This is a genomic window from Nocardiopsis synnemataformans (assembly GCF_965343085.1).
Classification (GTDB): domain Bacteria; phylum Actinomycetota; class Actinomycetes; order Streptosporangiales; family Streptosporangiaceae; genus Nocardiopsis; species Nocardiopsis alborubida.
The window spans coordinates 44,123-69,699 of the sequence record NZ_CBDRFA010000044.1; the positions used below are offsets into that span (position 1 = coordinate 44,123).

At 71.8% G+C, this 25,577-nt stretch carries 23 protein-coding genes; 12 read left to right on the forward strand and 11 right to left on the reverse strand.

Annotated features, from left to right (window positions below):
* Nucleotides 1-241: 241 nt before the first annotated feature.
* Entirely contained in the window at nt 242-2,050 is a 1,809-nt protein-coding gene (locus ACSIH6_RS23770; RefSeq protein ID WP_435110520.1) for a coiled-coil domain-containing protein, read from the forward strand.
* A gap of 52 nt (nt 2,051-2,102) precedes the next feature.
* Here ACSIH6_RS23770 and ACSIH6_RS23775 read toward each other — a convergent pair whose 3' ends face one another.
* Nucleotides 2,103-2,594: an AAA family ATPase gene (locus tag ACSIH6_RS23775; protein ID WP_435110521.1), complete on the reverse strand. Its 492-nt coding sequence runs from the start codon at nt 2,592-2,594 to the stop codon at nt 2,103-2,105.
* A 59-nt stretch (nt 2,595-2,653) separates the two neighbouring features.
* On the opposite strand from ACSIH6_RS23775, the gene ACSIH6_RS23780 reads away from it, so the two are divergent.
* Entirely contained in the window at nt 2,654-3,538 is an 885-nt protein-coding gene (locus ACSIH6_RS23780) for a 3-methyladenine DNA glycosylase (protein WP_435110522.1), read from the forward strand.
* Between the two features lie 80 nt (nt 3,539-3,618).
* On the opposite strand, the gene ACSIH6_RS23785 is transcribed toward ACSIH6_RS23780, so the two are convergent.
* The 3 genes from ACSIH6_RS23785 to ACSIH6_RS23795 all read right to left on the reverse strand — a co-directional run bounded on the left by ACSIH6_RS23785 (nt 3,619) and on the right by ACSIH6_RS23795 (nt 5,089).
* Entirely contained in the window at nt 3,619-4,041 is a 423-nt protein-coding gene (locus ACSIH6_RS23785; protein ID WP_435110523.1) for a thiol-disulfide oxidoreductase DCC family protein, read from the reverse strand.
* Nucleotides 4,042-4,189: 148 nt separating this feature from the next.
* Nucleotides 4,190-4,585 carry an SdpI family protein gene (locus tag ACSIH6_RS23790; RefSeq protein ID WP_435110524.1) on the reverse strand — a complete coding sequence of 132 codons (396 nt, stop codon included), beginning with the start codon at nt 4,583-4,585 and terminating at the stop codon, nt 4,190-4,192.
* 180 nt (nt 4,586-4,765) lie between these two features.
* Nucleotides 4,766-5,089 carry a hypothetical protein gene (locus ACSIH6_RS23795; RefSeq protein WP_435110525.1) on the reverse strand — a complete coding sequence of 108 codons (324 nt, stop codon included), beginning with the start codon at nt 5,087-5,089 and terminating at the stop codon, nt 4,766-4,768.
* A gap of 339 nt (nt 5,090-5,428) precedes the next feature.
* Here ACSIH6_RS23795 and ACSIH6_RS23800 point away from each other — a divergent pair, with 339 nt between their 5' ends.
* Together ACSIH6_RS23800 and ACSIH6_RS23805 are read left to right on the forward strand one after the other, a co-directional pair.
* Entirely contained in the window at nt 5,429-6,811 is a 1,383-nt protein-coding gene (locus ACSIH6_RS23800; protein WP_435110541.1) for an AAA family ATPase, read from the forward strand.
* Nucleotides 6,808-7,896 (forward strand): tetratricopeptide repeat protein, encoded by a 1,089-nt coding sequence (locus ACSIH6_RS23805; RefSeq protein ID WP_435110526.1) that lies wholly within the window; start codon nt 6,808-6,810, stop codon nt 7,894-7,896. Before ACSIH6_RS23800 ends, ACSIH6_RS23805 begins: the two co-directional genes overlap by 4 nt.
* 60 nt (nt 7,897-7,956) lie before the next feature.
* Here ACSIH6_RS23805 and ACSIH6_RS23810 read toward each other — a convergent pair whose 3' ends face one another.
* The 5 genes from ACSIH6_RS23810 to ACSIH6_RS23830 form a co-directional block, all read right to left on the reverse strand.
* Entirely contained in the window at nt 7,957-9,063 is a 1,107-nt protein-coding gene (locus ACSIH6_RS23810; protein WP_435110527.1) for an ABC transporter ATP-binding protein, read from the reverse strand.
* Nucleotides 9,060-10,175 (reverse strand): ABC transporter ATP-binding protein, encoded by a 1,116-nt coding sequence (locus tag ACSIH6_RS23815; RefSeq protein WP_435110528.1) that lies wholly within the window; start codon nt 10,173-10,175, stop codon nt 9,060-9,062. The genes ACSIH6_RS23810 and ACSIH6_RS23815 overlap by 4 nt, the downstream gene beginning before the upstream one ends.
* Before the next feature lies 1 nt (nt 10,176).
* Nucleotides 10,177-11,220 (reverse strand): ABC transporter permease, encoded by a 1,044-nt coding sequence (locus ACSIH6_RS23820; protein WP_150252111.1) that lies wholly within the window; start codon nt 11,218-11,220, stop codon nt 10,177-10,179.
* Nucleotides 11,220-12,224 carry an ABC transporter permease gene (locus ACSIH6_RS23825; protein ID WP_435110529.1) on the reverse strand — a complete coding sequence of 335 codons (1,005 nt, stop codon included), beginning with the start codon at nt 12,222-12,224 and terminating at the stop codon, nt 11,220-11,222. The genes ACSIH6_RS23820 and ACSIH6_RS23825 overlap by 1 nt, the downstream gene beginning before the upstream one ends.
* 258 nt (nt 12,225-12,482) lie before the next feature.
* On the reverse strand, nt 12,483-14,150 hold the full coding sequence (locus ACSIH6_RS23830; RefSeq protein ID WP_435110530.1) for an ABC transporter substrate-binding protein: 1,668 nt from the start codon (nt 14,148-14,150) through the stop codon (nt 12,483-12,485).
* A gap of 340 nt (nt 14,151-14,490) precedes the next feature.
* On the opposite strand from ACSIH6_RS23830, the gene ACSIH6_RS23835 reads away from it, so the two are divergent.
* Entirely contained in the window at nt 14,491-14,898 is a 408-nt protein-coding gene (locus tag ACSIH6_RS23835) for a hypothetical protein (protein ID WP_435110531.1), read from the forward strand.
* A 320-nt stretch (nt 14,899-15,218) separates the two neighbouring features.
* Here ACSIH6_RS23835 and ACSIH6_RS23840 read toward each other — a convergent pair whose 3' ends face one another.
* Nucleotides 15,219-15,749: a gluconokinase gene (locus ACSIH6_RS23840; RefSeq protein ID WP_435110532.1), complete on the reverse strand. Its 531-nt coding sequence runs from the start codon at nt 15,747-15,749 to the stop codon at nt 15,219-15,221.
* 138 nt (nt 15,750-15,887) lie between these two features.
* On the opposite strand from ACSIH6_RS23840, the gene ACSIH6_RS23845 reads away from it, so the two are divergent.
* Nucleotides 15,888-16,604: a FadR/GntR family transcriptional regulator gene (locus ACSIH6_RS23845; RefSeq protein ID WP_435110533.1), complete on the forward strand. Its 717-nt coding sequence runs from the start codon at nt 15,888-15,890 to the stop codon at nt 16,602-16,604.
* 27 nt (nt 16,605-16,631) lie between these two features.
* Here ACSIH6_RS23845 and ACSIH6_RS23850 read toward each other — a convergent pair whose 3' ends face one another.
* The gene (locus ACSIH6_RS23850; RefSeq protein ID WP_435110534.1) at nt 16,632-18,008 is read right to left on the reverse strand and encodes a GntP family permease; all 1,377 of its coding nucleotides are present in this window, start codon (nt 18,006-18,008) and stop codon (nt 16,632-16,634) included.
* 1,476 nt (nt 18,009-19,484) lie between these two features.
* Here ACSIH6_RS23850 and ACSIH6_RS23855 point away from each other — a divergent pair.
* The 6 genes from ACSIH6_RS23855 (at nt 19,485) to ACSIH6_RS23880 (ending at nt 25,421) form a co-directional block, all read left to right on the forward strand.
* Nucleotides 19,485-20,117, forward strand: coding sequence for a DJ-1/PfpI family protein (locus ACSIH6_RS23855; protein ID WP_061082115.1), 633 nt, complete (start codon nt 19,485-19,487; stop codon nt 20,115-20,117).
* Nucleotides 20,118-20,119: 2 nt separating this feature from the next.
* Complete coding sequence (locus ACSIH6_RS23860; protein ID WP_435110535.1) at nt 20,120-20,575, forward strand: MarR family winged helix-turn-helix transcriptional regulator; 456 nt, start codon at nt 20,120-20,122, stop codon at nt 20,573-20,575.
* A gap of 104 nt (nt 20,576-20,679) precedes the next feature.
* Nucleotides 20,680-21,684, forward strand: a complete 1,005-nt coding sequence (locus ACSIH6_RS23865) for a threonine aldolase family protein (protein WP_435110536.1) — start codon at nt 20,680-20,682, stop codon at nt 21,682-21,684.
* A 143-nt stretch (nt 21,685-21,827) separates the two neighbouring features.
* The gene (locus ACSIH6_RS23870) at nt 21,828-22,619 is read left to right on the forward strand and encodes an IclR family transcriptional regulator (protein ID WP_017567676.1); all 792 of its coding nucleotides are present in this window, start codon (nt 21,828-21,830) and stop codon (nt 22,617-22,619) included.
* A 332-nt stretch (nt 22,620-22,951) separates the two neighbouring features.
* On the forward strand, nt 22,952-24,451 hold the full coding sequence (gene glpK / locus ACSIH6_RS23875; protein ID WP_435110537.1) for a glycerol kinase GlpK: 1,500 nt from the start codon (nt 22,952-22,954) through the stop codon (nt 24,449-24,451).
* A gap of 217 nt (nt 24,452-24,668) precedes the next feature.
* Nucleotides 24,669-25,421, forward strand: a complete 753-nt coding sequence (locus tag ACSIH6_RS23880; RefSeq protein ID WP_435110538.1) for an MIP/aquaporin family protein — start codon at nt 24,669-24,671, stop codon at nt 25,419-25,421.
* Nucleotides 25,422-25,577 lie beyond the last annotated feature (156 nt).

Consider the following 25,577-nt stretch of genomic DNA (forward strand, 5'->3'; position numbering starts at 1 on the left):
GCCACGGTGGCGCAAGACCGACGTGCACACGGCTGCGCACTCCGAACAGTGCCGACAGCGGGGGGTGTACACCGGAGTGACGGGCGGTATCGTCTGAGGATCCGACAGCCTGACCGGGGATCTTTGATCGGCCGACTGGCGCCGGCGGCTTCCTTCGTCCACAGTGGTGAGGAGGGCTCTGCCAGCGCGTTCGGCCGGACCCTCGGGTCCGCCACCGCCGACGGGATCCCGGGAGTGCCCATTGCCGCTTGTCTACCGCACGCTCGTCGCGGTCCCGGAGCACGACGGCGACCTGGTCGCCGTCACCTCGACGGTCCTGTCGCGGTGGCTGAGCAAGCGCGGCAACTCGGGCGCGCGCGTGGACTTCTCCGTGTCGGGGCGCCATGAGCTGAGCAACCGCTCCCGCGCCCTGGTCGTCCGGCACGACAACCCCGACGAGGGCCTGTCCTTCCTGCGTCTGACCACCGAGTCCGACAAGACGGACGGGGTGTGGCGGACGGTCGCCACCGCGGTCGTCGACCCGGCGCTGTCCCCGTGGCGGTACGTGTGGATCGACATGACCGTCGCCCCCTCCTCCCTGATGGGGGAGGGCTCCGAGCAGCCCCGGCTGGACGTCATGCCGCCCGAGGCGGCGCGCATGCTCCTGGAGTCGGTGCACGGCCACGACGGCGGCCACCCGCTGCCGCCCGCGCCCCGGATCGTGCGCGGGCGCGACGACGACCTCGTCGACACGCTCGTGGCCACGATCCGCGACCCCCTGCGGCGCATGGCGGTGGTGGCCACCGGTTCACCCCGGGACGTGACCGTCGCCGACTGGCGCGGGGCCATGGCCGGGGCGCTGTCGCGCTGCACCGGCATGTGCTCCGGGTACGTGCTCGACGCCGCCGCCCTGGAACGCGTCGGCGCGCTCCTGCCTCCGGGCCTGGACGTCCCTCCCGGCGGGGTGCGCACCTTCTTACCGGGAGTGGACCTACGCGACGAGGCGGACGCCGCCCGCCACCCCCGGATGAGCCCGGCCACGCTGGACACCGCGCGCGACGGCGAGCGCATCCGCAACTGGGTGGGCGCCGCCCTCTCCCGGCGGGTGCGCGACAACGCGCTGGAGGTGGGCCTGCCCGAACCGCTCCAGGCCGTGGACGCCCTGCTGGACGAGGAGACCGACGACCTGCGACGGTCCGGTCCCAGCACGGCGGGACCGCGGGTGAGCGTACCCACGGCCCGGGGCGCGGCCATCGTGCACCGGGCGGCGCAGGGCGGGGCCGATCCGGCCGGGACCGCCTCGGCGCTGGAGCGCGAGGCCCTGGAACAGCAGGCCCAGCGGCTGCGGGAGGAGGTCACCCGGCTCGGCACGCGGGTCAGCGAGCTGTCCGAGGAGCGCCACGAACTCCTGGCCGAGACCGCCGACCTGGGCGAGGAGCTCGACACCGCGCGCGAGCAGGCGCGCGCCGCCCGCTACGAGGCCCGCTGGCTGCGCGAGCAGGCGCGCGAGGCCGGTCTGTTCCGGCTGGCCGCGGCGCCCGCGCCGAGCGACCCGCAGCGGCGGGCCCCGATGAGCGTGCGCGAACTGCTGGAGCGGATCACCGACGACTCCGTCCTGCCGCACCTGTACTTCACCATCGAGGACGCCACGGTCTACGAGCTGTCCGACAGCCGCAAGGAGCCCCTGTGGGTCACCCGCGCGTGGGAGGCGCTGCTGGCCCTGAACGACTACGCGCGCTACCAGTTCGACAACCCCGGCACCGGGCTGGGCTTCCACTCCTACCTGCGCGAGACCCCCGACGGGTACCAGGTGATCCCCGTCAAGCGGTTGGCCTCGCAGGAGTCGGACCACGTGCGCAACCGGGGCAAGCTCAACGACAAGCGCCTCTTCCGGGTACCCGAGGAGGTGGAGCCGAGCGGGCGGCTGCCCATGTACGCGCACATCAAGCTCGACATCGAGTACGGGATCTGTCCGCGGCTGTACTTCTACCCCCACCTGGGGCCGGGCACCACGAACCGCGTCTACATCGGTTACCTGGGCCGCCACCTGCCCGTGCAGCAGTCGAACTGAGCCGTGCCCGGGCGCGCGCGGACCGGCGCGGAACCCGCGCCGCGGGAAGCGTCTATCCCGCGGCTCGGCGGATGATCTCGTCGACGACGCGCGCGAGCGGCCTGGTGGCGTCGATGACGACACCGTCCTTCGGAACGTCCTCCTTCGTCCGGTGCAGGCGCGTGATGAGGTCGCGTTCCGACTGCCGCCCGCCCCACTCGCCCTCCGGCCGCTCGTCAAGCCGCCGGTTCAGTGTCTCGAGGTCGACGTCGAGGACGAACACGCCGTCGAACAGGCCCAGGAACTTCGGGAAGTTCCTGGATCCGCCGCAGAAGAACGTCACCGCGCTGCCCTGGTCGGCGACCAGGGACCTCACCCTGTCGACATGCCAGACATGATGCTCGTGCCTCATGCCCCGCGTCGGCTCTCCGGTTTCCGGGTCGCCCTGATAGGCCAGTTCGAGGTCACCGTTGGCGGCGTGGTAACCGCGCCGCCGCAGTTCTTCGCAGACCGAGGTCTTGCCGGTTCCGGAAACACCTTCGACCAGATAGTTCCGCACGCCCATCCGCCGGATCGTACAAGAACGGGGACGGGAGATCCCGCGGCGCGCATACCCTGGGGGCCGTGACGGAAGCGAGTACCCGGGCGCAGGCCGCCCTTCCCGAGGAGCGGTGGCGCGAGCGCGCCGAGCGGCACCGCGACCGCGTGGACGCGCTGGTCGGGGACCACCTGCGCCGCCGCCGGGAGGGCGTGCGCCACCCGGTGGAGGACTTCCTGTTCACCTACTACAACCTCAAGCCCGCGCAGCTGCGGCGCTGGCACCCGGGCGCGGGGGCGGTGCTGCTGGGCGAGGGCGCCCGCGCCCGCCTGGACGAGCGGTTCTACACCGAGCTGCCCGGGGGCGCGGTGGGCCTGGACACCGCGGCGTTCCTGGCGGCACGGCCGGTGCTGGACTTCGTGGAGCGGCTGCTGTCGTCGGTCGCCGGGCGCCCCGCCCACCTGGGCTGCTTCGGGCTGCACGAGTGGGCGATGGTGTACCGGGCCGGGGAGGTGCGACACGGACAGGTGCCTCTGCGGCTGGGTCGGGAGGGCACCGACCGGGTCGTGGAGGCCCACCGGATCCAGTGCTCGCACTTCGACGCGTTCCGCTTCTTCACCGACGCCGCGCGCCCGCTCAACACGCTCCAGCCCAGCCGGGAGCGGCAGGACGAGCTGGACCAGCCGGGGTGCCTGCACGCCAACATGGACCTGTACAAGTGGGCGTACAAGCTGGCCCCGGCGGTGCCCTCCGAGCTGGTGGTGGACTGCTTCGAACTCTCGCGGGAGATCCGGACGCTGGACATGCGCGCCTCTCCCTACGACCTGGCGGCGTGGGGGTACGCGCCGGTGCGGATCGAGACCGCCGAGGGCAAGGCGGAGTACATGGAGGCGCAGCGGGACTTCGCCGAGCGCGGCGCGGTGCTGCGCGAGCGGCTGCTGGACGTGTGCCGGGCCCTACGCGCGGCCTGAGTCCCCGGCCGGTCCGACGTGCGGTCGGCGCACCGGTGTCCGCTGACCTGCGCACGGCCACCGGTTACGGGAGCGCCGGGTCATCCGCCCTCCGGACGGGGGTCCTCGGGGTCGAGGCCGCAGGCGGGGGCTCCTCCGGGAAGGGGGATGCGGTGGCGGTTGGCGGCCACCCAGCGGTAGGCGGCCCGGTTGAGCGCGCGCAGCAGCGGAAGGCGCGCCAGGCGACCCAGCGGCCGGGTGAGCGGGCGCCCGTGCAGCAGGAGTTCGGCGACGGCGTCGCCCCCGCAGAAGCGGCGTCCGTCCGCGTACACGAACCAGGCGCTGGTGTCGGTCTGCTCCGGCGTCAGCCCCGCCGAGTCCAGGTCGAAGTCCTGCCAGGCCACGAACCGGCTGCGGGCGCGCAGCCGGTCGCGGGCGAAGACCACCGAGCGCTTACAGAACCCGCAGTCCCGGTCGTACAGGAACGCCCCGGTGCCGGGGACGGTGTCCAGCGAAGGCCTCATGCCGTCATCGTGCCCGCCCGGGAGCGCCCTCTCCCGGTTCCGGCCGATGTCCTCGCCGCCCGCCGCACACGGGACCGCCCCACCTGGCGTTCCTCGCCCCTGGGTGAGCGACCGCACAGCCGCCGTGCGGTGTCCCCCTCCGCTCCCTTCAGCGGGCGTCGGTGTCGCGGGCGGCCCGGGTCCGCGCGGCCCGTTCCGCGCGCCGCACGCCCAGGCACAGCAGCACCAGGCCCGCGCCCATCGGCACCAGCATCGCGACCGCCTGGAGACGGACGTCGTCTGTGAAGAAGGGGGCCAGGACGACGGACAGTGCCATGACCGCCCCCGAGGCGATCGTCCAGGGCGCGGACAGGGAGTGCACGGTGTACCAGGCGTCGTCGTCGGAGAGGGTGTACGTCGTGCGGATGCCGAACACCAGGTTGGGGCGGATCAGTCCCCGCGCGCCCAGGAAGCCCGAAACGATCAGGATTGCCGGGGCGACCGCCAGGACCGCCATGATCAGGACCATGGTCCAGCCGGTCAGGGGTTCGGTGCTGTCGGACACGGCATCCGCGAGGAACGGTGGCAAGGGGGCTCCTTCCGTCGGAACGCCGGGAGTACGCGGGTTTTCCGTCCCGGCGGATGGCGGGTGTCCCACGATAACCGTGCCGTCTCAGGAGAGCCGCTGGGACAGTCACCGGATCAGGCCGGGGCGGCCAGCTCCACACCGTCAGGGACCCCAGGGTCAGGCAGAGGACCGCCGCCGCCACGGGCACCGGCGCGTGCGGCCGACGCCGCCCTCCGGCCCCCGCCGGGCCGGTCCCCGCAGGAGGCACCAGGCACCGACGGTGACGATGGCGGCCGTCAGGCCCGCGCCCAGCGCCCACAGGACCATCGGGGTCAGCTGCCAGCCGTCCCTCCAGTGGTCGGAGGCCAGCCAGGCGGTGGCTCCCGGGGAGAGGTGGGCGAGCCGCAGCCGGTCCGCCAGGCACCGGAGAGCCAGGGTCGCGCGGCGCCGCACGAGGAGGGCCAACAGCACGGGCGGAGCACCACCATCAGGAGTCGTCACGGGTTCGGACGGGGCCGTCCGCCGAGGGGAGCCGGGCGGAACCGCCCCCGCGGACGGGGCCGGGGCCGGAGCCGACGGGAGGCCCGGGTCCAGCCTGCCGGGAGCGGGGACGCGGCGTGAAGAGGCCGCTGTCATCCGCCGACAGTGAGGATCACGCGGTTTCGCGATGACAGGTGTCATGTCCGGAGGCGCCGTGACGCGAGGGTTCCCTGTTCCGGTCGGGGCGAAACAAGGGTTCTCTGCCATCGTGGCTACAATTCCCACCGCGAGGATCAGTGACGTCCCGTGACCACGAAGGAGCGAGGATTGTCCTCCCCAGACCCCCGGTTGATCGCCAGTATGACCTCCGCCGTGACAGCGGCCCCCGACGACGCGGTCCTGCGTCTGCACCTGGGCGGACTGCTGCTGGACGCCGGAGACGTCCAGACGGCCATCCCCCACCTGGCCACCGCCCTACAGCAGGATCCCGGTTCGGAGCGGGCCCGGCAGCTGATGGCACGGGCGCTGAACCCCGGTCAGCAGCCCGCGGCCGCCTCCACGCCGCCTCCCCCGGCACCTCAGGCACCTCAGGCGTCTCCGGCCGGGGCGACCCCCGCGCCCTCTGCCGCGCCAGCCGCCCCCGCGTCCCCGGCGCCTTCGTCCGGAACGACCGCGGCGGCCCCGGCGGCCCCGGCGCCCCCCGCCTCGGACTCCCCCGCTCCGCCCCGGGTCCCGGACCCGGCGGGCTCCGCTCCCCCGCCCGCGACGGAGGAGCCCTCCGACCGTCCGGCGCACCCGTCCGCCGAACGCCGGGAGCAGCCGGGGCCCTCCTACGACGACGGCGGCCCCCTGCGCCCCGACGACTACGAGTTCACCTCCTCCCGCACCACCCTGGCCGACGTCGCGGGCATGCGGACCGTCAAGGACCGGCTGGAGGCGGCCTTCCTGGCGCCCATGCGCAACGCCGAACTGCGCAGGGCCTTCGGCAAGAGCCTGCGCGGCGGCCTGCTGCTGTACGGGCCGCCCGGCTGCGGCAAGACCTTCCTCGCCCGGGGCGTGGCCGGTGAGATGGGCGCGGACTTCCTCACGGTCTCCCTCGCCGACGTCCTGGACCGCTACATGGGCAACAGCGAGCGCAACATCAAGGCGCTGTTCCGGCGCGCCCGCGACTACAGCCCGTGCGTCGTCTTCCTGGACGAGCTCGACGCCATCGGCGGACGCCGCAACAAGGTCGGCCCCTACCTGCGCAACGTCGTCACCCAGCTGCTCACGGAGCTGGACTCGGTCTCCGAGAACAACGAGGGCGTGTTCCTGCTGGCGGCCACCAACCACCCCTGGGACATCGACCCGGCCCTGCGCCGCCCGGGCCGCCTGGACCGCATGCTGTTCGTGCCCCCGCCGGACGAGCCCGCCCGCGCCGCCATCCTCACCGCGGGCCTCACCGAGCGCCCCACCGAGGGGCTGAACGTCACCACGCTGGCCCGCCGCACCGGGGGCCTGTCCGGCGCCGACCTGTCCCACCTGTGCGACAGCGCCGCCGAGCGCGCGCTGCTGGACTCCTCCCGGCTGGGCCGGATCCGCCCCATCGGCATGGCCGACTTCGAACACGCGCTGGCGGAGGTGCGTCCCTCGACCGGCGACTGGTTCGAGGGCGCCCGCGCCGCCGTGGCCTTCGCCAACAAGGACAACAGCTACCAGGAGCTGGCCGAGTACCTGCGCGGACACGGCGGATCCCGGCGGTGACGGAGGAGGGCGCCGAGTCGTTGCAGCGGATTCTCCTGCTGTTGAGGACCGGGCGGTGCGAGGAGGGGGTCGTCGAGGCCGGGCGCCTGCTGGGCGAGCACCCCGACAGCGCGGCCGCCTGGCGGCTCAGGGCCGTCTGCCACCTGGAGCTGCACCGTTTCCCGGAGGCGCACGGGGACGCGAGCCAGTGCCTGCGGCTCGACCCGGGGGACACCACGGCCCTCAACGTGCTGGGCCAGTCCCTGCTGCTGGGCGGGCACACCGAGGAGGCCCTGCGCGTCTTCAACGACCTGGTGGCCAGGAAGCCCGACGTGGGCGTCCACCACCTGCTGGCGGCCAGGGCCCTGGCCCGCCTGCACCTCGCTCTGGGCGCGCACAACCCGCGGTCGCTCAACACGGTCCACGAGGCGCTGAACCGCGCGGCCACGCTGGACCCGGACAGGGTGGAGACGCACAGCCAGGCGGGTGACGTGTACCGCTCGCTCCAACTGCTGGAGCACGCGGAGACGGCCTATCGGCGGGCGCTGGAACTGGACCCCCAGCACGAGGACGCGGTCCGGGGCCTGAGCGCGCTCAGCGCGATGCGGGGCAGGCTGCGCGGCGCGGCGGACCACGGCGCGCTGCTGATGGCGCTCAACCCGCGCGCCCAGGGCGCCTCCCGGATCATGTACGCGGGGATCCTGCGCATCGGGCTGCGGGTGAACCACTACGCCACCCTCGTCACACCGTTCTGCCTGGGGATGGGAGCGCTGGCGACGCACGAGGAGGCCTCCGCGCGGATCTTCGGCGCCGTGTTCACCCTGGTCCTGGTCGCCCTGCCCTCCTGGCACCTGGCCAGGATCCTGGCCATCCCCGCGAACGTGCGGAGCTACCTGGGCGGCTTCCAGGGGTTCAGGGGCTGGCTGACGGGCCTGGTGCTCATGCCCGTCGCCCTCCTCGTCCTGGGCCTGGCGCCCCTGCCCTGGGGGTTGTACGGCCTCGCCCTGCTCCTGACCGCCTACCTGTGGCAGCGCTACGGCCGCAACCGGATGCTGGCCGACGTCGCGGCCCGGGAGGACGCCAACGCACGGGCCGCCGCACGGTGACCCCGCACGGCACGGCGGGCGGCCACCCGGATCCCGGATGACCGCCCGCCGCCGGTCGGCTCAACCGGTGCCGTGCACGATGCGCTCGGCCATCTCCTCCCTGGGGCGGATCTCGCCCGAGAGGATCTGCTCCGCGTAGTGGCAGGCCACCCGGTGGGTACCGCCGTCGGCGGCGTTCCCGACCGGGCGCAGTTCGGGCCGTTCGGTGTCGCACCGCTCCTCCTGCCGCCACGGGCAGCGGGTGTGGAAGCGGCAGCCCTTGGGCGGGTCGGCGGGCGAGGGCAGGTCGCCCGCCAGCAGGATGCGCTCGCGGCTGTCCTCCACCTCGGGGTCGGGGACCGGCACCGCCGACATGAGCGAGCGGGTGTACGGGTGCATCGGCGTCTCGTACAGGTCGTCGCTGGAGGCCTCCTCCACCAGGCCTCCCAGGTACATCACCCCGACCACGTCGCTGACGTGGCGGACCACCGCCAGGTCGTGCGCGATCACCAGGTAGGTCAGCCCCAGCTCCTTCTGGAGGCTCTCCAGCAGGTTGAGCACCTGCGCCTGGATCGACACGTCCAGCGCCGACACCGGCTCGTCGCAAATGATGAGGTCGGGCTCCAGCACGAGCGCGCGGGCGATGCCGATGCGCTGGCGCTGGCCGCCGGAGAACTCGTGCGGGTAGCGGGTGAGCGCCTTCGCCGACAGGCCCACCCTCTCCAGGGCGTCGACCACGCGCCTGCGCTGGTCCTCCAGGACCAGGGCGCGGCGCTCCCTGCCGCCGGAGGGCCCCTCCCCCGGCGCGGGGCCGCCGATGCCGTGGGTCTGCAAGCCCTCCAGCAGGATGGAACCGATGTTCTGCCGGGGGTTGAGGCTGCCCAGCGGGTCCTGGAACACCATCTGGAGGTTCTTGCGCTGTCGGCGCATCGACTCCTCGTCCAGACCCGCCAGGTCCTGTCCGCCGAAGAGCACCTCGCCCTCGGTGACGTCCACCAGCCGCAGCACCGCGCGGCCCAGGGTGGTCTTGCCGCAGCCGGACTCACCCACCAGGCCGTAGGTCTGGCCGCTCTCGATCTCCAGGCTGACGCCGTCGACCGCGCGCACGTGGCCGATGGTGCGGTCGAAGAGCACCCCCCTCCTGATGGGGAAGTGCACCTTGAGGTCGTTGATCCGCAGCAGGCTCATCCCCGCTCCTCCTCGTCGTCGCCGTCCGGACCGGCCGGGCCGTCCAGCGTGGGCCGGTCGGCCGCGTCCGCGTCCCGGACGGGGTTCACGCACCGGTGCACGTGTGCGGCCGCGGGGCCCTCCCCGGAGCGGCCGCCGTCCTCCACGCCCGCCGCGGCGCCCACCGCCACGAGCTCCGGCGGCCCCTGGAGGCACTCCATCGTGTAGTGGTCGCAGCGGGGCGCGAACGCGCACCCCTGCGTCCAGGCGATGTTGTCGTTGACCGACCCGCGGATGGGGGTGAGCCGCTCCCCGCGCGGGGCGTCCAGCCGGGGGATGGAGCCCAGCAGGCCGACCGTGTAGGGGTGGGTGGGGTCGGCGAACAGCGGCGCGCGCGGCGCCGTCTCCACCGCCCGTCCCGCGTACAGGACGTTGATGTCGTCGCACAGCCCGGCGACCACGCCCAGGTCGTGCGTGATCATCAGCAGGGCGGTGCCCTCCTCGGTGACCAGGTCCCGGAGCAGCTCCAGGATCTGCGCCTGGATGGTGACGTCCAGGGCGGTGGTGGGCTCGTCGGCGATCATCACGCGGGGGCGGCAGGCCACCGCCATGGCGATGAGCGCGCGCTGGCGCATGCCGCCCGACAGCTGGTGCGGGTACTCGCGCAGCCGCCGTCTGGGGTCGGGGATGCCCACCCGCTCCAGCAGGTCGGCGGCCTCCTTCTCGGCGGCCGAACCGCGCAGTCCGCGGTGGCGGCGCAGGATCTCGGTGACCTGGCGGCCGATGGGCACCACGGGGTTGAGGGAGCTGAGCGGGTCCTGGAAGATCATCGCCAGCTGGGAGCCGCGCAGGTCGCGCATCCGTTTCTGCCGCAGTTTCAGCAGGTCGACGGGGCCGTCGGACAGCTGCATGACGGCGCTGCCGCCGACCTTCACCCCCCGGTCGGGGAGCAGGCCCATGAGGGCGAGCGAGGTGACGCTCTTGCCGCAGCCGGACTCGCCGACCAGGCCGGTCACCCGGCCCTCCTCCAGGGTGAAGGACACCCCGTCCACGGCCCGCACCTCGTCGGAGCCGCGTCCGTCGAACACCACGGACAGCTCGTCCACCGCCAGCAGCGGCGTGCTGGAACTCATGTCACTTCCTCAGCTTGGGGTCGAGCGCCTCCCGCATCGCCTCACCCAGCAGGGTGAAGCCCAGGGCGGTGACGATGATGGCCAGCGCCGGGTACACGGCCAGCTGCGGCGCGCTGGACAGGAACCGCTGGGCGTCGGCGAGCATGGTCCCCCATTCGGGGAAGGCCGGGTCCGGGTTGCCCAGGCCCAGGTAGGACAGGGCCGCCGCGTCGATGATGGCGGTGGCCAGGGTGAGCGTGGACTGCACGATCACCGGGCCGAGCGAGTTCGGCAGGATGTGCACGAGCGCGATCTTGTGCTTGCGCACGCCCAGCGCGCGGGCGGCCAGCACGTAGTCGCGGTTGCCCTGGGAGAGCATCGCGCCGCGCAGGAGGCGGGCGAAGATGGGGATCTGCGCCACGCCGACCGCGAACATGACCGTGGTCAGGCTGGGGCCGACCAGGGCGGCGATGGTGACCGCGAGCAGCAGGGTGGGCAGCGCCAGCATCATGTCGATGACGCGCATGACGGCGTTGTCGACCTGGCGCCCCCAGCGGCCGCCGAGCACCGCGGCGGCCCCGGCCGCGCCGCCGAGCACCGCGCCGACGCCGAAGCCGACCAGGGTGGCGACCACGCCGACCAGGAGGGTCTGGCGGGCGCCGATCACCATGCGGGAGAACTGGTCGCGGCCGAGGTTGTCCAGGCCCAGCCAGTTCTCGGCGCGCGGGCCGACGAACACGTTGCGGTTGGGGAAGACCTCGTCGCCCCAGCTCTGGGAGACGGGGTCGTAGGGCGCGATGAGCGGTGAGAACAGCGCCACGGCGACGAACACCACGACGATCACGGCGCCGGTGATGGCCATGGGGCTGCGGCGCATGCGCTCGAACGCGGTGCGCCAGATCCCCGAGCCGTGCTCGCCCTGCTCGTGCTGGCCCATGAGTTCGGCCAGCCGGTCGACCCTGGCCGCCTTGCGTCCCAGGAGGGGCGTGCGCTGGGCCGCGGTGCCCTCGGGCTCCGGGGCGTCCACGGGCTCGGACCTGTTCTGGGAGCTCGGTGTCGTCGGCATCACTGGGCCCGCACTCTCGGGTCGAGGAGGCTGTAGGAGATGTCCACCAACAGGTTGATGAACACGTACATGGTCGCGATGAGCAGGATGAACCCGGTGAGGACCGGGTAGTCGCGCCCCTGCGTGGCGGCGTAGACGAACGAGCCGATGCCGGGGAAGGCGAAGACGCTCTCGGTGAGCACCGCCCCGGCGAACAGGCTTCCGGTGAGCAGCCCGACGGAGGTGACCACGGGGAGCATGGCGTTGCGCATCACGTGGCGGGTGCGCACGGTGTTGCGGTGCAGCCCCTTGGCGTTGGCGGTGCGCACGTAGTCCTCGCCGACCACCTCCAGGACGCTGGCGCGGGTCATCCGGACGATCACGGCGAGCGGGATCGAGGCCAGCGCGACCCCGGGCAGCACGAGGTGGAGCAGGGCGTCCCACACCACGTCGAACTCCCCGGTCCGCAGGCCGTCGAGGACGACGAACCCGGTGAGGTCGGTGCGGGACAGGCCCGGGGAGAGCCTGAAGGCGGAGGGGAACATCCCGAGCTGCTCGGCGAAGACCACCTTCAGGATGAAGGCGAGGAAGAACACCGGCGTGCAGATGCCCAGGAGGGATCCGCCCACGGCCGCGAAGTCCAGCACGGAGCCGCGTCTGCGCGCGGCGAGGTAGCCGAGGGGGACGCCGACGACGACCGCGATCAGCATCGCGGTGAGCGACAGTTCGAACGTGGCCGGGAAGCGGGTGAGGAACTCCTCGGTGACCGGCCGTCCGGTGGAGAGCGAGGTCCCGAGGTCGCCCTGGAGGATACGGCGCAGGAAGGCCAGGTACTGAACCGTGATCGGTTCGTCCAGGCCGAGGGAACGACGCAGCGCGGCACGCTGTTCGGCCGTCGCGTCGTCGGGGAGGAGGGCGTACTCCGGTCCGCCCGGCAGCCGTTGCAGCCAGACGAACAGCAGGATCGACAGGCCGCCCAGTGTCGGGATCAGCTGGAGGAGACGCCTGACGATGAATCGCAGCACCTTCGCCGCCTTTCGCCAGTGGTGGGAACGATGGACGCGAAGCGTCCCCGCCGGATCGCGGCGGGAGTTCGAGCGGGTGGTTTGGTCAAGGGCCCGGGCGGCGCGCGGGCGGCGCGCCCTGCCGGGTGGTGTCGCGGCGCGGGGCGCGCGGTCCCGGACGGACCGTGGACCGCGGCCCCGGGCAGTGGGCGGGCCCGGCCGGTGGCCGGTCGGGCCCCTTCCCCCTCCCCGCGGGGAGGTCGGCCGGACTGCTTCGGGCTACTTCCAGGAGGCCTCGGCGAAGTTCTCCTGGGTCAGCGGGCTGACGTTGGGCGGGTTGACGCTCTCGGCGAAGGCGATGGACGGCGGGGAGCTGGAGATGGGCAGCCCCGGCAGGATGTCCATGATCTGGTTGTTCAGCTCCTGGTAGGCGGTGACACGCTCCTCCTGGTTCGGGTTGGTGCTCGCCTCCTCCATGGCCTCGAACAGGTCCTCGTCACGGAAGCCGAACTCGCTGTTGTACCCGGAGAACCAGGTGCCGATGAAGTTGTAGGCGTCGTTGTAGTCGCCCGTCCAGCCGAGCAGGTACAGCGGGCACTCGCCGGAGTTGGTGCGCGGGACGTACTCGGTCCACTCGTAGGTGACCGGCTCCACGGTGACGCCGACCGCCTCCAGGTCCGCGGCGATGACGTCGAAGATGTCGCGCGGTGCGGGCATGTAGGGGCGGGTGACGTCGGTCGGGTAGCAGAACTCCAGGGTCAGGTCCTCCTGCCCGGCGTCCGCCAGCATCTCCTCGGCCAGCTCGGGGTCGTACTCGTAGGTCTGCACGTCCGGGGACCAGCCGTCGAGGGTGTCGGGGTGGAACTGGGTCGCGACCTCGCCGCCCTCGGGCAGGATCGTGTCGACGATGCGCTGGCGGTCCACGGCGTGGGCGAGGGCCTGGCGCACCTCCAGGTCGGCGAGCGCCTCGCTGGCCTCCTGCTGGTAGGCCATGTACATGACGTTGAAGACGCCGCGGGTGGGCACCTGGAACCCGGCCTCGGACAGGGGAGCGACGTCGGCGGGGGCGACCAGGTCGTAGCCGTGGATGTCACTCGCCTCCAGGGCCTGGCGGCGGGCGGTCTCGTCCGGGATGGCGCGCAGGATCATCGTCTCGAAGCCCGGGGTGTCGCCCCAGTAGTCGTCGAAGCGCTGGAGGGTCACCTCGGCCTGGTCGTGGTCCCACTCCTGGACGGTGAAGGGTCCGGTGCCCGCGACGGTCCCGGCCGTCTGGGTGTACTCGGGGAGGGTGAAGTTGCCCTCCTCGCCGGTGATCTCGGCGTCGGCGATGGCCTCCAGCGTGCTGGGGCTCATGATGCCGAACGAGGCGAGGCTGAATCCGCCGGGGAAGATGGAGGAGTACTCGTCGATCGTGATGACCGCGGTCAGCTCGTCGGTGGCCTCGCAGGAGACGTACCGGGACTCGGCGAGGTCCTCGCTCTCGTTCTCCGCGAAGCCGCCGAAGATCGACTGCCAGTAATAGGAGTTGTTCGAGCTCTGGAAACCTCCGGTGAGGTTGTGCCAGCGGTCGAAGTTGGCGCAGACCGCCTCGGCGTTGAGCTCGTCGCCGTCGTGGAACAGGACTCCGTCGCGCAGGTGGAAGGTCCAGACGGTGCCGTCCTCGGACTGTTCCCACTCCTCGGCGAGTCCGCCGACGATTTCGGTCCCGCCCGATTCGTGTTCGAGAAGGGTTTCGAATACCTGCCTGCTGTAACGGAAGGTCTCGCCGTCACTGGTGAGGAAGGGGTCGAGGGTTTTGATGTCGCCCGCGGAGGCGAAGACGAAGGGTTCCGACGCGTCGGCCCCCTCACCCTCGCGGTTACTCTCGGCGCACGCCGTGGCCACCAGCGTGAGCGCAGCCGCGGAGGCCAGGAGGGCCAGCGGCTTTCGGAAAGGCTTCCTGAACATGGTCCACCTCAGTGCGGGGCCCGGCAGGCCCTGGAACGATTGAGTGGACCCTAGACCGCTCCGAGAGTGACTGTGAAGGTAGACAGCTGGGTATTAATACAACCGTTTCCCATCTGTGCCGTGATCCATAGGCACATTTTCAGATACGAGTTGTCGAACAGGTGAACGCACTATCATGTGGAACCTCACGGCAACACCCCCGTAACTTCGGAAAAAGAATTTTCCTGTCACCTGATATCCGATGATCGGATGAAAGGGCGTGTTTTTCGGCCAGCGAAGCCGCCCCCGGGGCCCGGACTCCGGTGTCGGTGGAGGCTCCGGGCGGGCCTATGATCTGCGAATGACCACACCGCTTGACGACGCGGCGCTGACCGCTTTCCTCGAGGGCCAGGAGGCCTCCTGGCTGGCCGAACAGCTGATGCTGGTGGCCGACGAGGATCCCATCACCAGGATCCGGCTGATCGCCGCGGCCGGATCCGAGAGCGCCGTGGACGAGGCGCGTGCCGCCGTCCTCGCCAGGGTCGTGGACCACCTCCCGCAGGAGTCCGCCCAGTCACCCGACGACGGCGACGCCCTGCACCGGGCGCTGGACCTGTTGGACGACCTGACCGACTACGGTTTCGAGGACGAGTCGGCCGACATCGCGGACGAGGCCAGGGAGATCTACCTGGGCCGCCACGGGGAGGACGACAGCGACCACCTGGCGCGGCTGCACGCGGCCGCCGACGGCGAGGACGACGAGGACTAGCGAAGGAGGGGCCGACGGTGCGCCGTCGGCCCCTCCTCTGGCCCGGCACGCGGTCGGTGGGGACGCGGGGCTCCCGTCGGCGTGTCCACCAGTCGCGCGGCCGCGTACAGACCGGCCGGGGCGGCGCGCAGCCCGGCCACGGTGCCGCCCTGCGGCCGCGCCACAGGGCGTTGCCGCCGCGGCGCACGGGGACGGCCAGGGCCGCCAGGACCACGCCCACGAGCGCGGCGACGACCATCAGGGCGCGCAAGACGCCCGCGGGACCGTGCGCGGAAGTTGAGACCCGACGGTGACGCGGCCGTGGCCCGCCGCCGCTCCCCTCAGTCCCCGACGGCCGGCGCCTTCGCCGGGCGCAGCAGCGGCCCCACGTACTCCAGCGCCTGCCCGACGAGGGACTCCACGTCGTCCCTGACGTCGAGTTCGAGGCCGGGCTCGTCCGCCTTCAGCCGTTCGAGGGTGTCGAGCTGCGACTCCAGGAGCGCGGGCGGCATGAAGTGGTCCCGACGTGCCTCGATCCGCTGCCAGATCACCTCAGCGGAGCCGTGCATGTGCAGGAAGCGCACCCCCGGAGCGGCCTCGCGCAGGACGTCGCGGTAGCTGTGCTTGAGCGCCGAGCAGGCCATGACCGTGGACTCGCCGGCGGCCTCGTGCTCGCCGATCCAGCGGGCCAGTTCGTGGAGCCACGGCCAGCGGTCCTCGTCGGTCAGCGGGACGCCCGCCTCCATCTTGTCGATGTTGGCCCGCGGGTGGAACTCGTCGGCCTCGGCGAAGGGCAGCCCCAGCTGCTTGGCCACACGTTCGGCGACGGTGGTCTTGCCGCTACCCGAGACGCCCATGAAGACAAAGTGCATGGTTTCTCCGTGTCGTGGTGCCCCTGCGTGGCCGCAAGCGTCACCATTAATAGTGATATCAATCAATCCGGCTAGGCTTCAGCGTGACCCCCCGGCCGCATGTGGCCAACCGGACGGTCCCGGAGCGCGAGGAGAACGATGGCCACTGACCACCGCACACTGCACAACCGGGTGCTGGCGGTGCTCGGTCCCGCCATCGCCTCAGGCGAGTACCGGGCCGGCCACACCTTCACCCTCCAGGGCCTGGAACAGGACTTCGGCGTCTCCAGGACGGTCGCGCGCGAGGCCGTACGCGTCCTGGAGTCCATGCGGCTGGTGGTCAGCCGCCCCCGTACCGGCATCCGCGTGCGCCCGAGCCGGGACTGGAGCGTCTTCGACCCCCAGCTCATCCGCTGGCGACTGGCCGGACCCGGCCGGATGGAGCAGCTGCGCTCGCTCAACGAGCTGCGCGCCGCACTGGAACCGGGCGCCGCCGCCCTCGCCGCCGAGCGCGGCGACGCCGAGGAGCGGGCCCAGCTGGTGGTGGTCGCCGACCAGATGGTCCGCACCGGGCGAGCCGGGGACCTGGAGACCTTCCTGGAGTTGGACGTCACGTTCCACCGCCGCATCCTGGAGCTGTCCGGCAACGAGATGTTCGTCGGCCTGTCCCAGGTGGTGGCGGAGGTCCTGGTCGGACGCACCTCCTACCACCTGATGCCGCGCAACCCGCGCCCGGAGGCGCTGCGGCTGCACAAGGCCGTGGCCCAGGCGATCCGGGACGGCCTCCCCGACGTGGCGGAGGCCGCGATGCGCTCCATCGTCACCGAGGTGTCCGCCGCGCTGGAGGGCGACCGGAGGGCGGAACCCGCGTCCTGAGCGGACGGCGGGGTTCCGCCCGTGCGGTCACAGCACCAGGCTGAGTCCGAAGGCGAGCCCGAAGCCGATGAAGCCGATCAGGGTCTCCATGACCGTCCAGGTCTTGAGCGTTGTCTTGACGTCCATACCCAGGAAACGGCCGACCAGCCAGAACCCGGAGTCGTTGACGTGCGACAGGGCGGTGGCACCGGAGGCGATCGCGATGACGATCAGGGCCAGGTCGATCGAGGACAGTCCCGAGGTGGCCGCCACGGCCGGGGCGATCAGACCCGCCGCCGTGGTGATGGCGACGGTGGCCGAGCCCTGGGCGACGCGCAGCGCGAGCGCGATGACGAAGGCGGCGACGATCACCGGCAGGCCGGTGGACTCCAGGCTGTCGGCGAGGGCGTCGCCGATGCCGCTGGTGCGCAGCACGCCGCCGAACATACCGCCGGCCCCGGTGATGAGGATGATGGCGCAGACCGGGCCGAGCGCGCCGCCGACGATCTCCTCCACCCGCTGGCGGGTGAAGCGCCCCCGGCTGAGCACGACCATCGCGAAGAGCACGGTGATGAGCAGCGCGATCGGGGTCTGACCGAGCAGCTGGAGGACCTGCGCCCACGTGGCCTCGGCGGACACCGCGCCCGTGGAGACGAACGTGGTCACACCGGTGTTGGCGAAGATCAGCAGCATCGGCAGCAGGAGGATGGACAGGACGGTACCCAGGTGCGGCGGGTTCTCGTGCTCGACGGTGCCGTCGGACATGATGTCCTCGGGGACCGGCAGCTCCCACTTCCTCCCGGCCCACAGGCCGAACAGGTAACTGGCCAGGTACCAGGTGGGGATGGCCAGGACGGTGCCGACCAGGAGCACCAGGCCCATGTCCGCCCCGATCTCCACCGCCGCGGTGACCGGACCGGGGTGCGGGGGCACGAAGGCGTGCATGACCGCGAAGGCGCCCGCCGTGGGCAGCGCGTACATGAGCACGGACCCGCCGACGCGACGGGCCACGCTGAAGACGATCGGCAGCATGACGATGAGGCCGACGTCGAAGAAGATCGGGAAGCCGAAGAGCAGCGAGGCCACTCCGAGCGCGAGCGGTGCGCGCTTCTCACCGAAGAGCCTGATCAGCGCCCCGGCCAGGACGGCCGCGCCGCCGGTGATCTCCAGCATGCGGCCGATCATCACGCCGAGCCCGACGAGCAGGGCGACGTTGGCGAGGGTGCCCCCGAAGCCGTCCAGGAGGGTGGGCACCACCCCGGAGACGGGGATGCCGGTCGCCAGAGCGGTCAGGACGCTGACCAGGATGAGTGCCACGAACGCGTGCAGCTTGAGGCGGATGATCAGGAACAGCAGGAGGGCGATGGCGCCCGCAGCGATCCCGAGAAGGGGGCCCGTCCCGTAGACGGGTTCGAAGTTCTCCATGACGGAGCCTTCCGTGGGTGTGCGGTGGTGCTGAGCTGTACGGGAGTACGACTCCGACCTGCTCTGGGGGCAGGCTCCGAGAATGGTAATACCATTTGTGAGGTTATGTGAACACCGCCGTTCCGTTCTGTTACACCCGCGAGACCTGCGTCACCGAAAACCCGACCCACCAGCAGCTTTCAGGGCCATGGTGACATGAGACACACTGGAACGTTCGGTCGTCACTCCGCGAGGCGCGGGGGCGGAGTGTGGGTTGGGCGTGCACGATTCCGCTTACCTCAGCCCGAGGGGGTTGTGAAGCTCAAACTTGCGGTGGTTGAACGTGCACGGTCGTGCCCGCCTCAGCACGTGGGGGTTGGGGGTGTGCGTTCGCGCTCGCCTCAGCTGGTGGGGGGTTGGAACTTAATGCTGTGAGGGGTTGAGGGTGTGTGGTCGCGCTCACGCCCACCCGTGGGGGTTTTGAACCCCAGCCCGAGGGGGGTTTGAAGCTTCGCCGTCTGGTGGTTGGGCGTGCACGGTGCTGCCTTCCCCGGACACGGCGGGGTACAAACGGAAAAGACCAGTGCTGGGTAGGGGTGTGGGGGTTGGCCGTAGGTCCCGGGCTCCCTGCCCGGGCGTAGGGGGTTTTCTCCGGTGCTGGGGACCACGCGATGCGCACGTCGGTTGTCCTGGGGGTGAGCGCATCGCGTGCTTCGCCCCGGTTCTCCGGTGCCGCGGTCGACAGCGCGTCCGCGAAGTGCGTGATAAGCGGCTTAGCCACCACTCCACGCTGTGGGAACCGTTTCCAGGTCCCGGCCGCTGGGGGTGGTACGAACGTGCACGTACCCGCCCTCCCCAGGTGAGGGGGTGAAAGGGAGTCGTTACGCGCGGCCTTGAGTGGAGGGGGGTTTGAAGCCCCACCACAGACAGGTGGGTAGTCACGGATCAGGTCACCGCCCTCCCGCACCACCACCCAGGCCCAAAAACACACGCCCAAAAACAGCAGCCACTGACAGCACGCTGAAAACCGGGACCGTGGCACAGGTTCCGCGCACATGCACGACTTATGGCTCAGGCCCCGCGCACGTGCACGGTTTGTGGCTGATGTTCCGCGCACATGCACGGCTTATGGCTCAGGCCCCGCGCACGTACAGGGTCTGTGGCTGAGGCCCCGCGCACGTGCACCCTCAACCACCACAGGGCTGAGCTTCACAACCCCACCGGCTGAGGTAAGCGGAATCGTGCACGCCCAACCCACACTCCACCGGCACCGACCGGGGTAACTTTCCGGGTTTCTTCAGGGGAGATGCGCACTTGTAGACCGGCCGAAAAAGCACACCGGGCGACACCTGATCCATGATGGCCGTGGGCACGCCGACCGCCTGACCTGCGGACCAGCACATATCCCCTCAGAGGGCACATCGGACGCACCGAACACTGCCGATCCGTTCGCCCTTGGATATTGACAGCATGTTGTCCATTTGACAGCATGCTGTCATGATCGAAGACACCAGGCAGACCGTCCACCTCGCCGTGTACGACCAACTGGCGGACTGGGAGATCGGGCACACCACCGCGACCATCCGGGGCGGCGACTGGCAGCGCGACCCCGGGCGCTACGACGTGGTGACCGTCGGCCTCACCGGTGCGCCCGTCACGACCGCGGGCGGGCTGACCATCCTTCCGGACATCACCCTGCCCCAGCTCAAGCCCTCCTCCAGCGCGATGCTGATCCTGCCGGGGGCCGACGGCTGGGACCTCGACCCCGAGTCCTTCTCCCCGTTCGCCTCGGCGGCCGGGATCTGGCTCGACGCCGGTGTGCCGGTGGCGGCCATCTGCGGCGCCACGGCCGGGCTCGCCCGGGAGGGCCTCCTGGACTACCGCGACCACACCAGCGCCGCGCCCGAGTACCTGCTGGCCACCGGTTACGCCGGGATGCGCCGCTACCGCTCCGCGCTCGCGGTCTCCGACGGCGGCCTCATCACCGCGGGACCCACCGCGCCCCTGGAGTTCGCCCGGGAGGTCTTCGCGGCCCTGGACCTGTACACGCCCCGCGTCCTCGACGCGTGGTACCGGCTGCACGCCGAGCACGACCCCGGCGCCTACCACGTGCTGCTGGAGGGGGCCTGAGCATGGCCCCTGCCGAGGACAGACACTCCGACCTGCTCACCGGGACCGCGCTCACCGTCTTCCGCCTCAACGGGCAGTTCCTGTCGGTGGCCGAGGAGCTGGCCCGCACCGCCGGTCTGACCGCCGCGCGCTGGCAGGTGCTCGGCGCGGTGACCCGCGAACCCCTGCCGGTGTCGGCGGTCGCCCGCCGCTTCGGCACCACGCGGCAGAGCGTGCAGCGCATCGCCGACCTGCTGGTGGAGCAGGGGCTGGCCGAGTACCGGCCGAACCCGGCGCACAGCCGCGCCAAACTGCTCGCCGCCACCGGGGAGGGCCTGGACGCCCTGAGCCGGATCAGCCCCGACCACAACCGGGTGGCCGAGGCCCTGGTCACCGAGCTGGGCGAGGAGGACAGCGCGCGCGTGCTGGAGGCGCTGCGCCAGCTCTCGCGGGCCCTGGACCGGATCGGGAGCGACTGAGCGGCGGGCAGTATCGTCGGGCGAACACCCCGTTCGCCCCGGACACGGGTTCCGGATCCGCTCCCCTCGCCCGAGGGCACGCGTCCCACCAGGAGGAAGACGCCATGATCGACCTGCGTTCCGACACCGTCACCCGACCCACCCCGGCCATGCGCAGGGCCATGGCCGAGGCCGAGGTCGGCGACGACGTGTGGGGCGAGGACCCGACCGTGCGGGAGCTGGAGGAGGAGACCGCCGGGCTGCTGGGCAGGGAGGCCGCGCTGTACGTGCCGTCCGGGCACATGGCCAACCAGCTGGGGCTGTACGTGTCCACCCGCAGCGGCGAGGAGGTGTGGGCGCACGAGAACCACCACCTCATCGGCGACGAGCAGGGCGCGACCGCGGTGCTGGCCCGGGCCCTGCCGCGCCTGTACTCGGACGGGCTCTGCCCCACCGACGCGCTGCTGGAGTCGTGGATCGCGGGCCGGGGCGACGTCCACCGGGCCGAGCCCGCCCTGGTGTGGCTGGAGAACACCTTCACCGGTCGGGTCGTGCCGCTGGCCGAGCAGCGCCGGGTCACCGGGTTCGCCCACCGGCACGGGCTGCGCGCGCACCTGGACGGGGCTCGGCTGTGGAACGCGGCCACCGCCCTGGGCGCGACTCCAGCGGAGGTCGCGGACGGGTTCGACACGGTGTCGGTGTGCTTCTCCAAGGGCCTGGGCGCCCCGGTGGGCTCGGCGCTGGCCGGGGACGCCGACACGGTGCGCAGGGCCCGGCGCGGGCGCAAGCTGCTGGGCGCGGGGATGCGCCAGGCCGGGATCATCGCCGCCGGAGCCCTGTACGCGCTGCGCCACCACCGGGAGCGGGTGGCTGAGGACCACGAGCGCGCCGCGGAGCTGGCCCGGCTGATCGCCGATCAGTCCGGGCTGGCCGTGCGGGCGCAGACCAACATGGTGCTGGTGCCCACCCCGGCCGGTCAGGGCGCACGCCACGCCGAGGCCTTCGCCCGCCACGGGGTCGCGGGGCTGGGCATCGGCGACGCCGTGCGCCTGGTGGTGCACCTGGAGACCACCGACCACGACGTCGAGGAGGCCGCCCGGGGCGTGGCCAAGGCCGCCGCCGAGCTGTGACCCCGGCAGCCGGGCGCAGCGGTCGGCCGACCTAGACTGTGCCGACCGCCTGACCGTCCGGCTGCCGCGGGCGTGCCACGCGTCACAACGCGTAGTAGCATTCCGCGTATGACATTGTCGTACTAGAGAGTGGTAGCACCGCAATGCCGGGAAGAATCCAGTCGATCGAACGCGCGGCAGCCATCCTCCGGATCCTGGCCACCGGCGCCCGCGGGCTCAGCCTGGCGGAGATCTCCCGGTCCCTGGAGCTGCCCAAGGGCACCGTGCTCGGCATCCTGCGCACCCTCCAGCACGTGGGCTTCGTCGAGCAGGACCCCGAGTCGGGCCGTTACCGCCTGGGCGGGGGCATGCTCAGCCTGGGCACCCGTTACCTGGACGGCAACGAGCTGCGCACCCGCGCCCTGAACTGGGCGGACAGCCTGGCCTCGCGCAGCGGCGAGAGCGTGCGGATCGGCACGCTGCACAAGCACCAGGTGCTCGTGGTCCACCACGTGTTCCGCCCCGACGCCTCACAGCAGACCCTGGACGTGGGCACCCTGCTGCCGCTGCACGCCACCGCCATCGGCAAGGTCCTCATGGCCTTCGACCCCCTGGCGGCCCCCGAGGAGGACCCGGCCGTGGTCGAGAACGGCGGGGCCCCGGTCCTGACCTCCTTCACCCGGCACACCGTCACCTCCCCCGCCGCGCTGGAGCGCCAGCTCGACCAGGTGCGCGACGACGGCTGGGCGTGGGAGGCCGAGGAGCTCGTGGACGGCGAGGTCTCCATCGCCGCCCCCATCCGCGACCGGCGCGGCACGACCGTCGGCGCCATCGGGGTGCGCGGCGCCGTCGAGCGCCTGCGCGGCGAGGGGGGCAGGCCCGACATGGAGCAGGTCTCCTACGTGCGCGACGCGGCGCGGGCCATCTCCCGGGAACTCGGCGTCACCCCCTACTGAGCAGCGCCTCTTCGGGACTCCGCTTCGCTTCTCCCTCCGTCGCCCACCGCCACCCTCGACCGACGGCCCGCGGCCGCGGTCTCTCCCGTGTCCGAACGCCCGCGGAACGCCTCCCGCGCGGCGGCTTCCGGCGTTCGCCCGCGCCTGGCAGCGTTGCCGCCGGGAGGACGTGACGCACGCGACACGATTGCGTCACGCGGCCTTGACATGGGAAGGAAAGACGGATGAAACTAACGGCTACTCATACGTCAATGTCGTACAACGTGCGGGTTTAATCCGAAACCGTGTGCGTCCGGCCCCGTCCCGAGCCCCACCCTGAAGGCGAGCACCCGATGAGTCAGCAGTACGTCGCCGCGATCGACCAGGGCACCACGTCGAGCCGCTGCATCCTCTTCGACCGCGACGGACGTATCGTCTCGGTCGACCAACGCGAACACAGGCAGATCTTTCCCAAGCCCGGCTGGGTCGAACACGACGCCGTGGAGATCTGGACCAACGTCGAGGCGGTCATCCAGGGGGCCCTGGACAAGAACGACATCACCCCCGACCAGATCGCGGCCATCGGCATCACCAACCAGCGCGAGACCACCCTGGTCTGGGACCGCGAGACGGGCGAGCCGGTCCACAACGCCATCGTCTGGCAGGACACCCGCACCGATGACCTGGTCCGCGAGCTGGGCGGCGAGGAGGGGCAGGACCGATTCCGCGAGCGGTGCGGGCTGCCGCTGGCCACCTACTTCTCCGGCCCCAAGCTGCGCTGGCTGCTCGACAACGTCGACGGCCTGCGCGGACGCGCCGAGCGCGGCGAGGTCCTGTTCGGCACCATGGACACCTGGATCATCTGGAAGCTGACCGGCCGCCACGTCACCGACGTGACCAACGCCAGCCGCACCATGCTGATGAACCTGTCCACCCTCCAGTGGGACCCCGAGATCCTGGAGGCCATCGGCATCCCCGAGGGCGTCCTGCCCGAGATCCGCTCGTCCTCGGAGGTCTACGGCGAGGCCAACGGCTACCTGGCCGGAACCCCCGTCGCCTCCTCGCTGGGCGACCAGCACGCCGCCCTGTTCGGCCAGACCTGCTTCGACCCGGGCGACGTCAAGGGCACCTACGGCACCGGCACCTTCCTGGTGATGAACACCGGCACCGAGCCGGTGACCTCGGAGAACGGCCTGCTCACCACGCTGGGCTACAAGCTCGGCGACGAACCGGCCGTGTACGCCCTGGAGGGCTCCATCGCGGTGACCGGCTCCCTCGTGCAGTGGCTGCGCGACAACCTGGGCCTGATCTCCACCGCCCCCGAGATCGAGACGCTGGCCCGCACCGTGGAGGACAACGGCGGCTGCTACATCGTGCCCGCCTTCTCCGGCCTGTTCGCCCCGCACTGGCGCAGCGACGCGCGCGGCGTCATGGCGGGCCTGACCGGCTACGTCAACAAGGGCCACATTGCGCGCGCCGTCCTGGAGGCGACCGCGTGGCAGACCCGCGAGGTCGTCGACGCGATGAACGCCGACGCGCCCATGGAGCTGACCACGCTCAAGGTGGACGGCGGCATGACCGCCGACAACCTGCTCATGCAGATCCTGTCCGACGTGCTCGACACCGAGGTCGTGCGCCCGATGGTCGCCGAGACCACCTGCCTGGGCGCCGCCTACGCCGCGGGGCTGGCCGTGGGCTACTGGCCCGACGTCGAGACGCTGCGCGCCAACTGGCACAAGGCCGCCGAGTGGACCCCGAAGATGGAGCCCGCCGTGCGCGAGCGCGAGTACCGCAACTGGAACAAGGCCGTGCGCCGCACCCTGGACTGGGTCGAGCACGAGGACGCCCAGTAGCGCGGGGGCGGCGACACCCCACCGAACGACCGGTTCCCAGGAGCCCCGGCTGCCACCTTCGGCTCCCGGGAACCGGCCCGCGGGGCGCCCTGCGCGCTCCGCTCCATCCCATTCCTGTGACGGGTGCGTCCTATTAAACCCCCGCCTCCGGCCCGGTGCCGGTCGGCGGGGGCGAGGCCCCCGTGACCCGGTTCCCCCTGACGGGGCGGAGGTCTCCATGGTCTATCTGGCAGAGTTCGTCGGTACGGCGATCCTGGTCCTGCTCGGCGGCGGTGTCGTCGCCGGTGTCTCACTCGCGCGGTCCAAGGCCCTCAACGCCGGTTGGATCGTCGTCACGTTCGGCTGGGGCATGGCGGTCGCGATGGCCGTCTACGTCGTCGGCGCCACCAGCGGCGCCCACATCAACCCGGCGGTCACGCTCGGCCTGGCCAGTATCGGCGACTTCGACTGGGCCTTGGTGCCCGGCTACATCCTGGCCCAGATGGGCGGCGCGTTCACCGGCGCCGTCCTGGTCTACCTGGTCTACCTGCCGCACTGGAAGATCACCGACGACCCGGACGCGAAGTTGGGCGTCTTCAGCACGATCCCGGCCGTGCGCAACCCGGTGGCCAACCTCGTCACCGAGATCATCGGTACCGCGCTGCTGCTCCTGGGCATCCTGGGTATCGGCTCGAACTCCGGCTACGTCTCCATCGAGGGCGGCGTCGACCTGAGCGGTCTGTTCACCAACGGCCTCGCACCGCTGCTGATCGGTCTGCTGGTGCTGGCGATCGGCCTGTCCCTGGGCGGCCCGACGGGGTACGCCATCAACCCGGCCCGTGACCTGGGGCCGCGCATCGCGCACGCGGTGCTGCCGATCCCGGGCAAGGGCCCGTCCGACTGGGGGTACGCCTGGATTCCGGTGGTCGGCCCTCTGGTGGGCGGTGTGATCGGCGCGTGGATCTGGAGGCTCACCGGCTTCGGCTCCTGAGCTCCACCGGCCCGGGGACGGTGTGACCGCGGCCCACCGACCGGTCCCTCCCCACGGCCTTCCGGGATTCCGACGGCCCCCTCCCCCGGGTCCGCAGCGGCGGACCCGGGCCCGCACCGCCCCAGGGGGGGGGGGGGGGGGGGGGGGGGGGGGGGG

Bases quoted from the DNA above. Each gene is read 5' to 3' on its own strand.
- ACSIH6_RS23775 (WP_435110521.1), bottom strand. From the start codon at position 2,594: ATGGGCGTGCGGAACTATCTGGTCGAAGGTGTTTCCGGAACCGGCAAG.
- ACSIH6_RS23785 (WP_435110523.1), bottom strand. From the start codon at position 4,041: ATGAGGCCTTCGCTGGACACCGTCCCCGGCACCGGGGCGTTCCTGTAC.
- ACSIH6_RS23800 (WP_435110541.1), top strand. From the start codon at position 5,429: ATGACCTCCGCCGTGACAGCGGCCCCCGACGACGCGGTCCTGCGTCTG.
- ACSIH6_RS23810 (WP_435110527.1), bottom strand. From the start codon at position 9,063: ATGAGCCTGCTGCGGATCAACGACCTCAAGGTGCACTTCCCCATCAGG.
- ACSIH6_RS23815 (WP_435110528.1), bottom strand. From the start codon at position 10,175: ATGAGTTCCAGCACGCCGCTGCTGGCGGTGGACGAGCTGTCCGTGGTG.
- ACSIH6_RS23820 (WP_150252111.1), bottom strand. From the start codon at position 11,220: ATGCCGACGACACCGAGCTCCCAGAACAGGTCCGAGCCCGTGGACGCC.
- ACSIH6_RS23830 (WP_435110530.1), bottom strand. From the start codon at position 14,150: ATGTTCAGGAAGCCTTTCCGAAAGCCGCTGGCCCTCCTGGCCTCCGCG.
- ACSIH6_RS23835 (WP_435110531.1), top strand. From the start codon at position 14,491: ATGACCACACCGCTTGACGACGCGGCGCTGACCGCTTTCCTCGAGGGC.
- ACSIH6_RS23840 (WP_435110532.1), bottom strand. From the start codon at position 15,749: ATGCACTTTGTCTTCATGGGCGTCTCGGGTAGCGGCAAGACCACCGTC.
- ACSIH6_RS23845 (WP_435110533.1), top strand. From the start codon at position 15,888: ATGGCCACTGACCACCGCACACTGCACAACCGGGTGCTGGCGGTGCTC.
- ACSIH6_RS23850 (WP_435110534.1), bottom strand. From the start codon at position 18,008: ATGGAGAACTTCGAACCCGTCTACGGGACGGGCCCCCTTCTCGGGATC.
- ACSIH6_RS23855 (WP_061082115.1), top strand. From the start codon at position 19,485: ATGATCGAAGACACCAGGCAGACCGTCCACCTCGCCGTGTACGACCAA.
- ACSIH6_RS23860 (WP_435110535.1), top strand. From the start codon at position 20,120: ATGGCCCCTGCCGAGGACAGACACTCCGACCTGCTCACCGGGACCGCG.
- ACSIH6_RS23865 (WP_435110536.1), top strand. From the start codon at position 20,680: ATGATCGACCTGCGTTCCGACACCGTCACCCGACCCACCCCGGCCATG.
- ACSIH6_RS23870 (WP_017567676.1), top strand. From the start codon at position 21,828: ATGCCGGGAAGAATCCAGTCGATCGAACGCGCGGCAGCCATCCTCCGG.
- glpK (WP_435110537.1), top strand. From the start codon at position 22,952: ATGAGTCAGCAGTACGTCGCCGCGATCGACCAGGGCACCACGTCGAGC.
- ACSIH6_RS23880 (WP_435110538.1), top strand. From the start codon at position 24,669: ATGGTCTATCTGGCAGAGTTCGTCGGTACGGCGATCCTGGTCCTGCTC.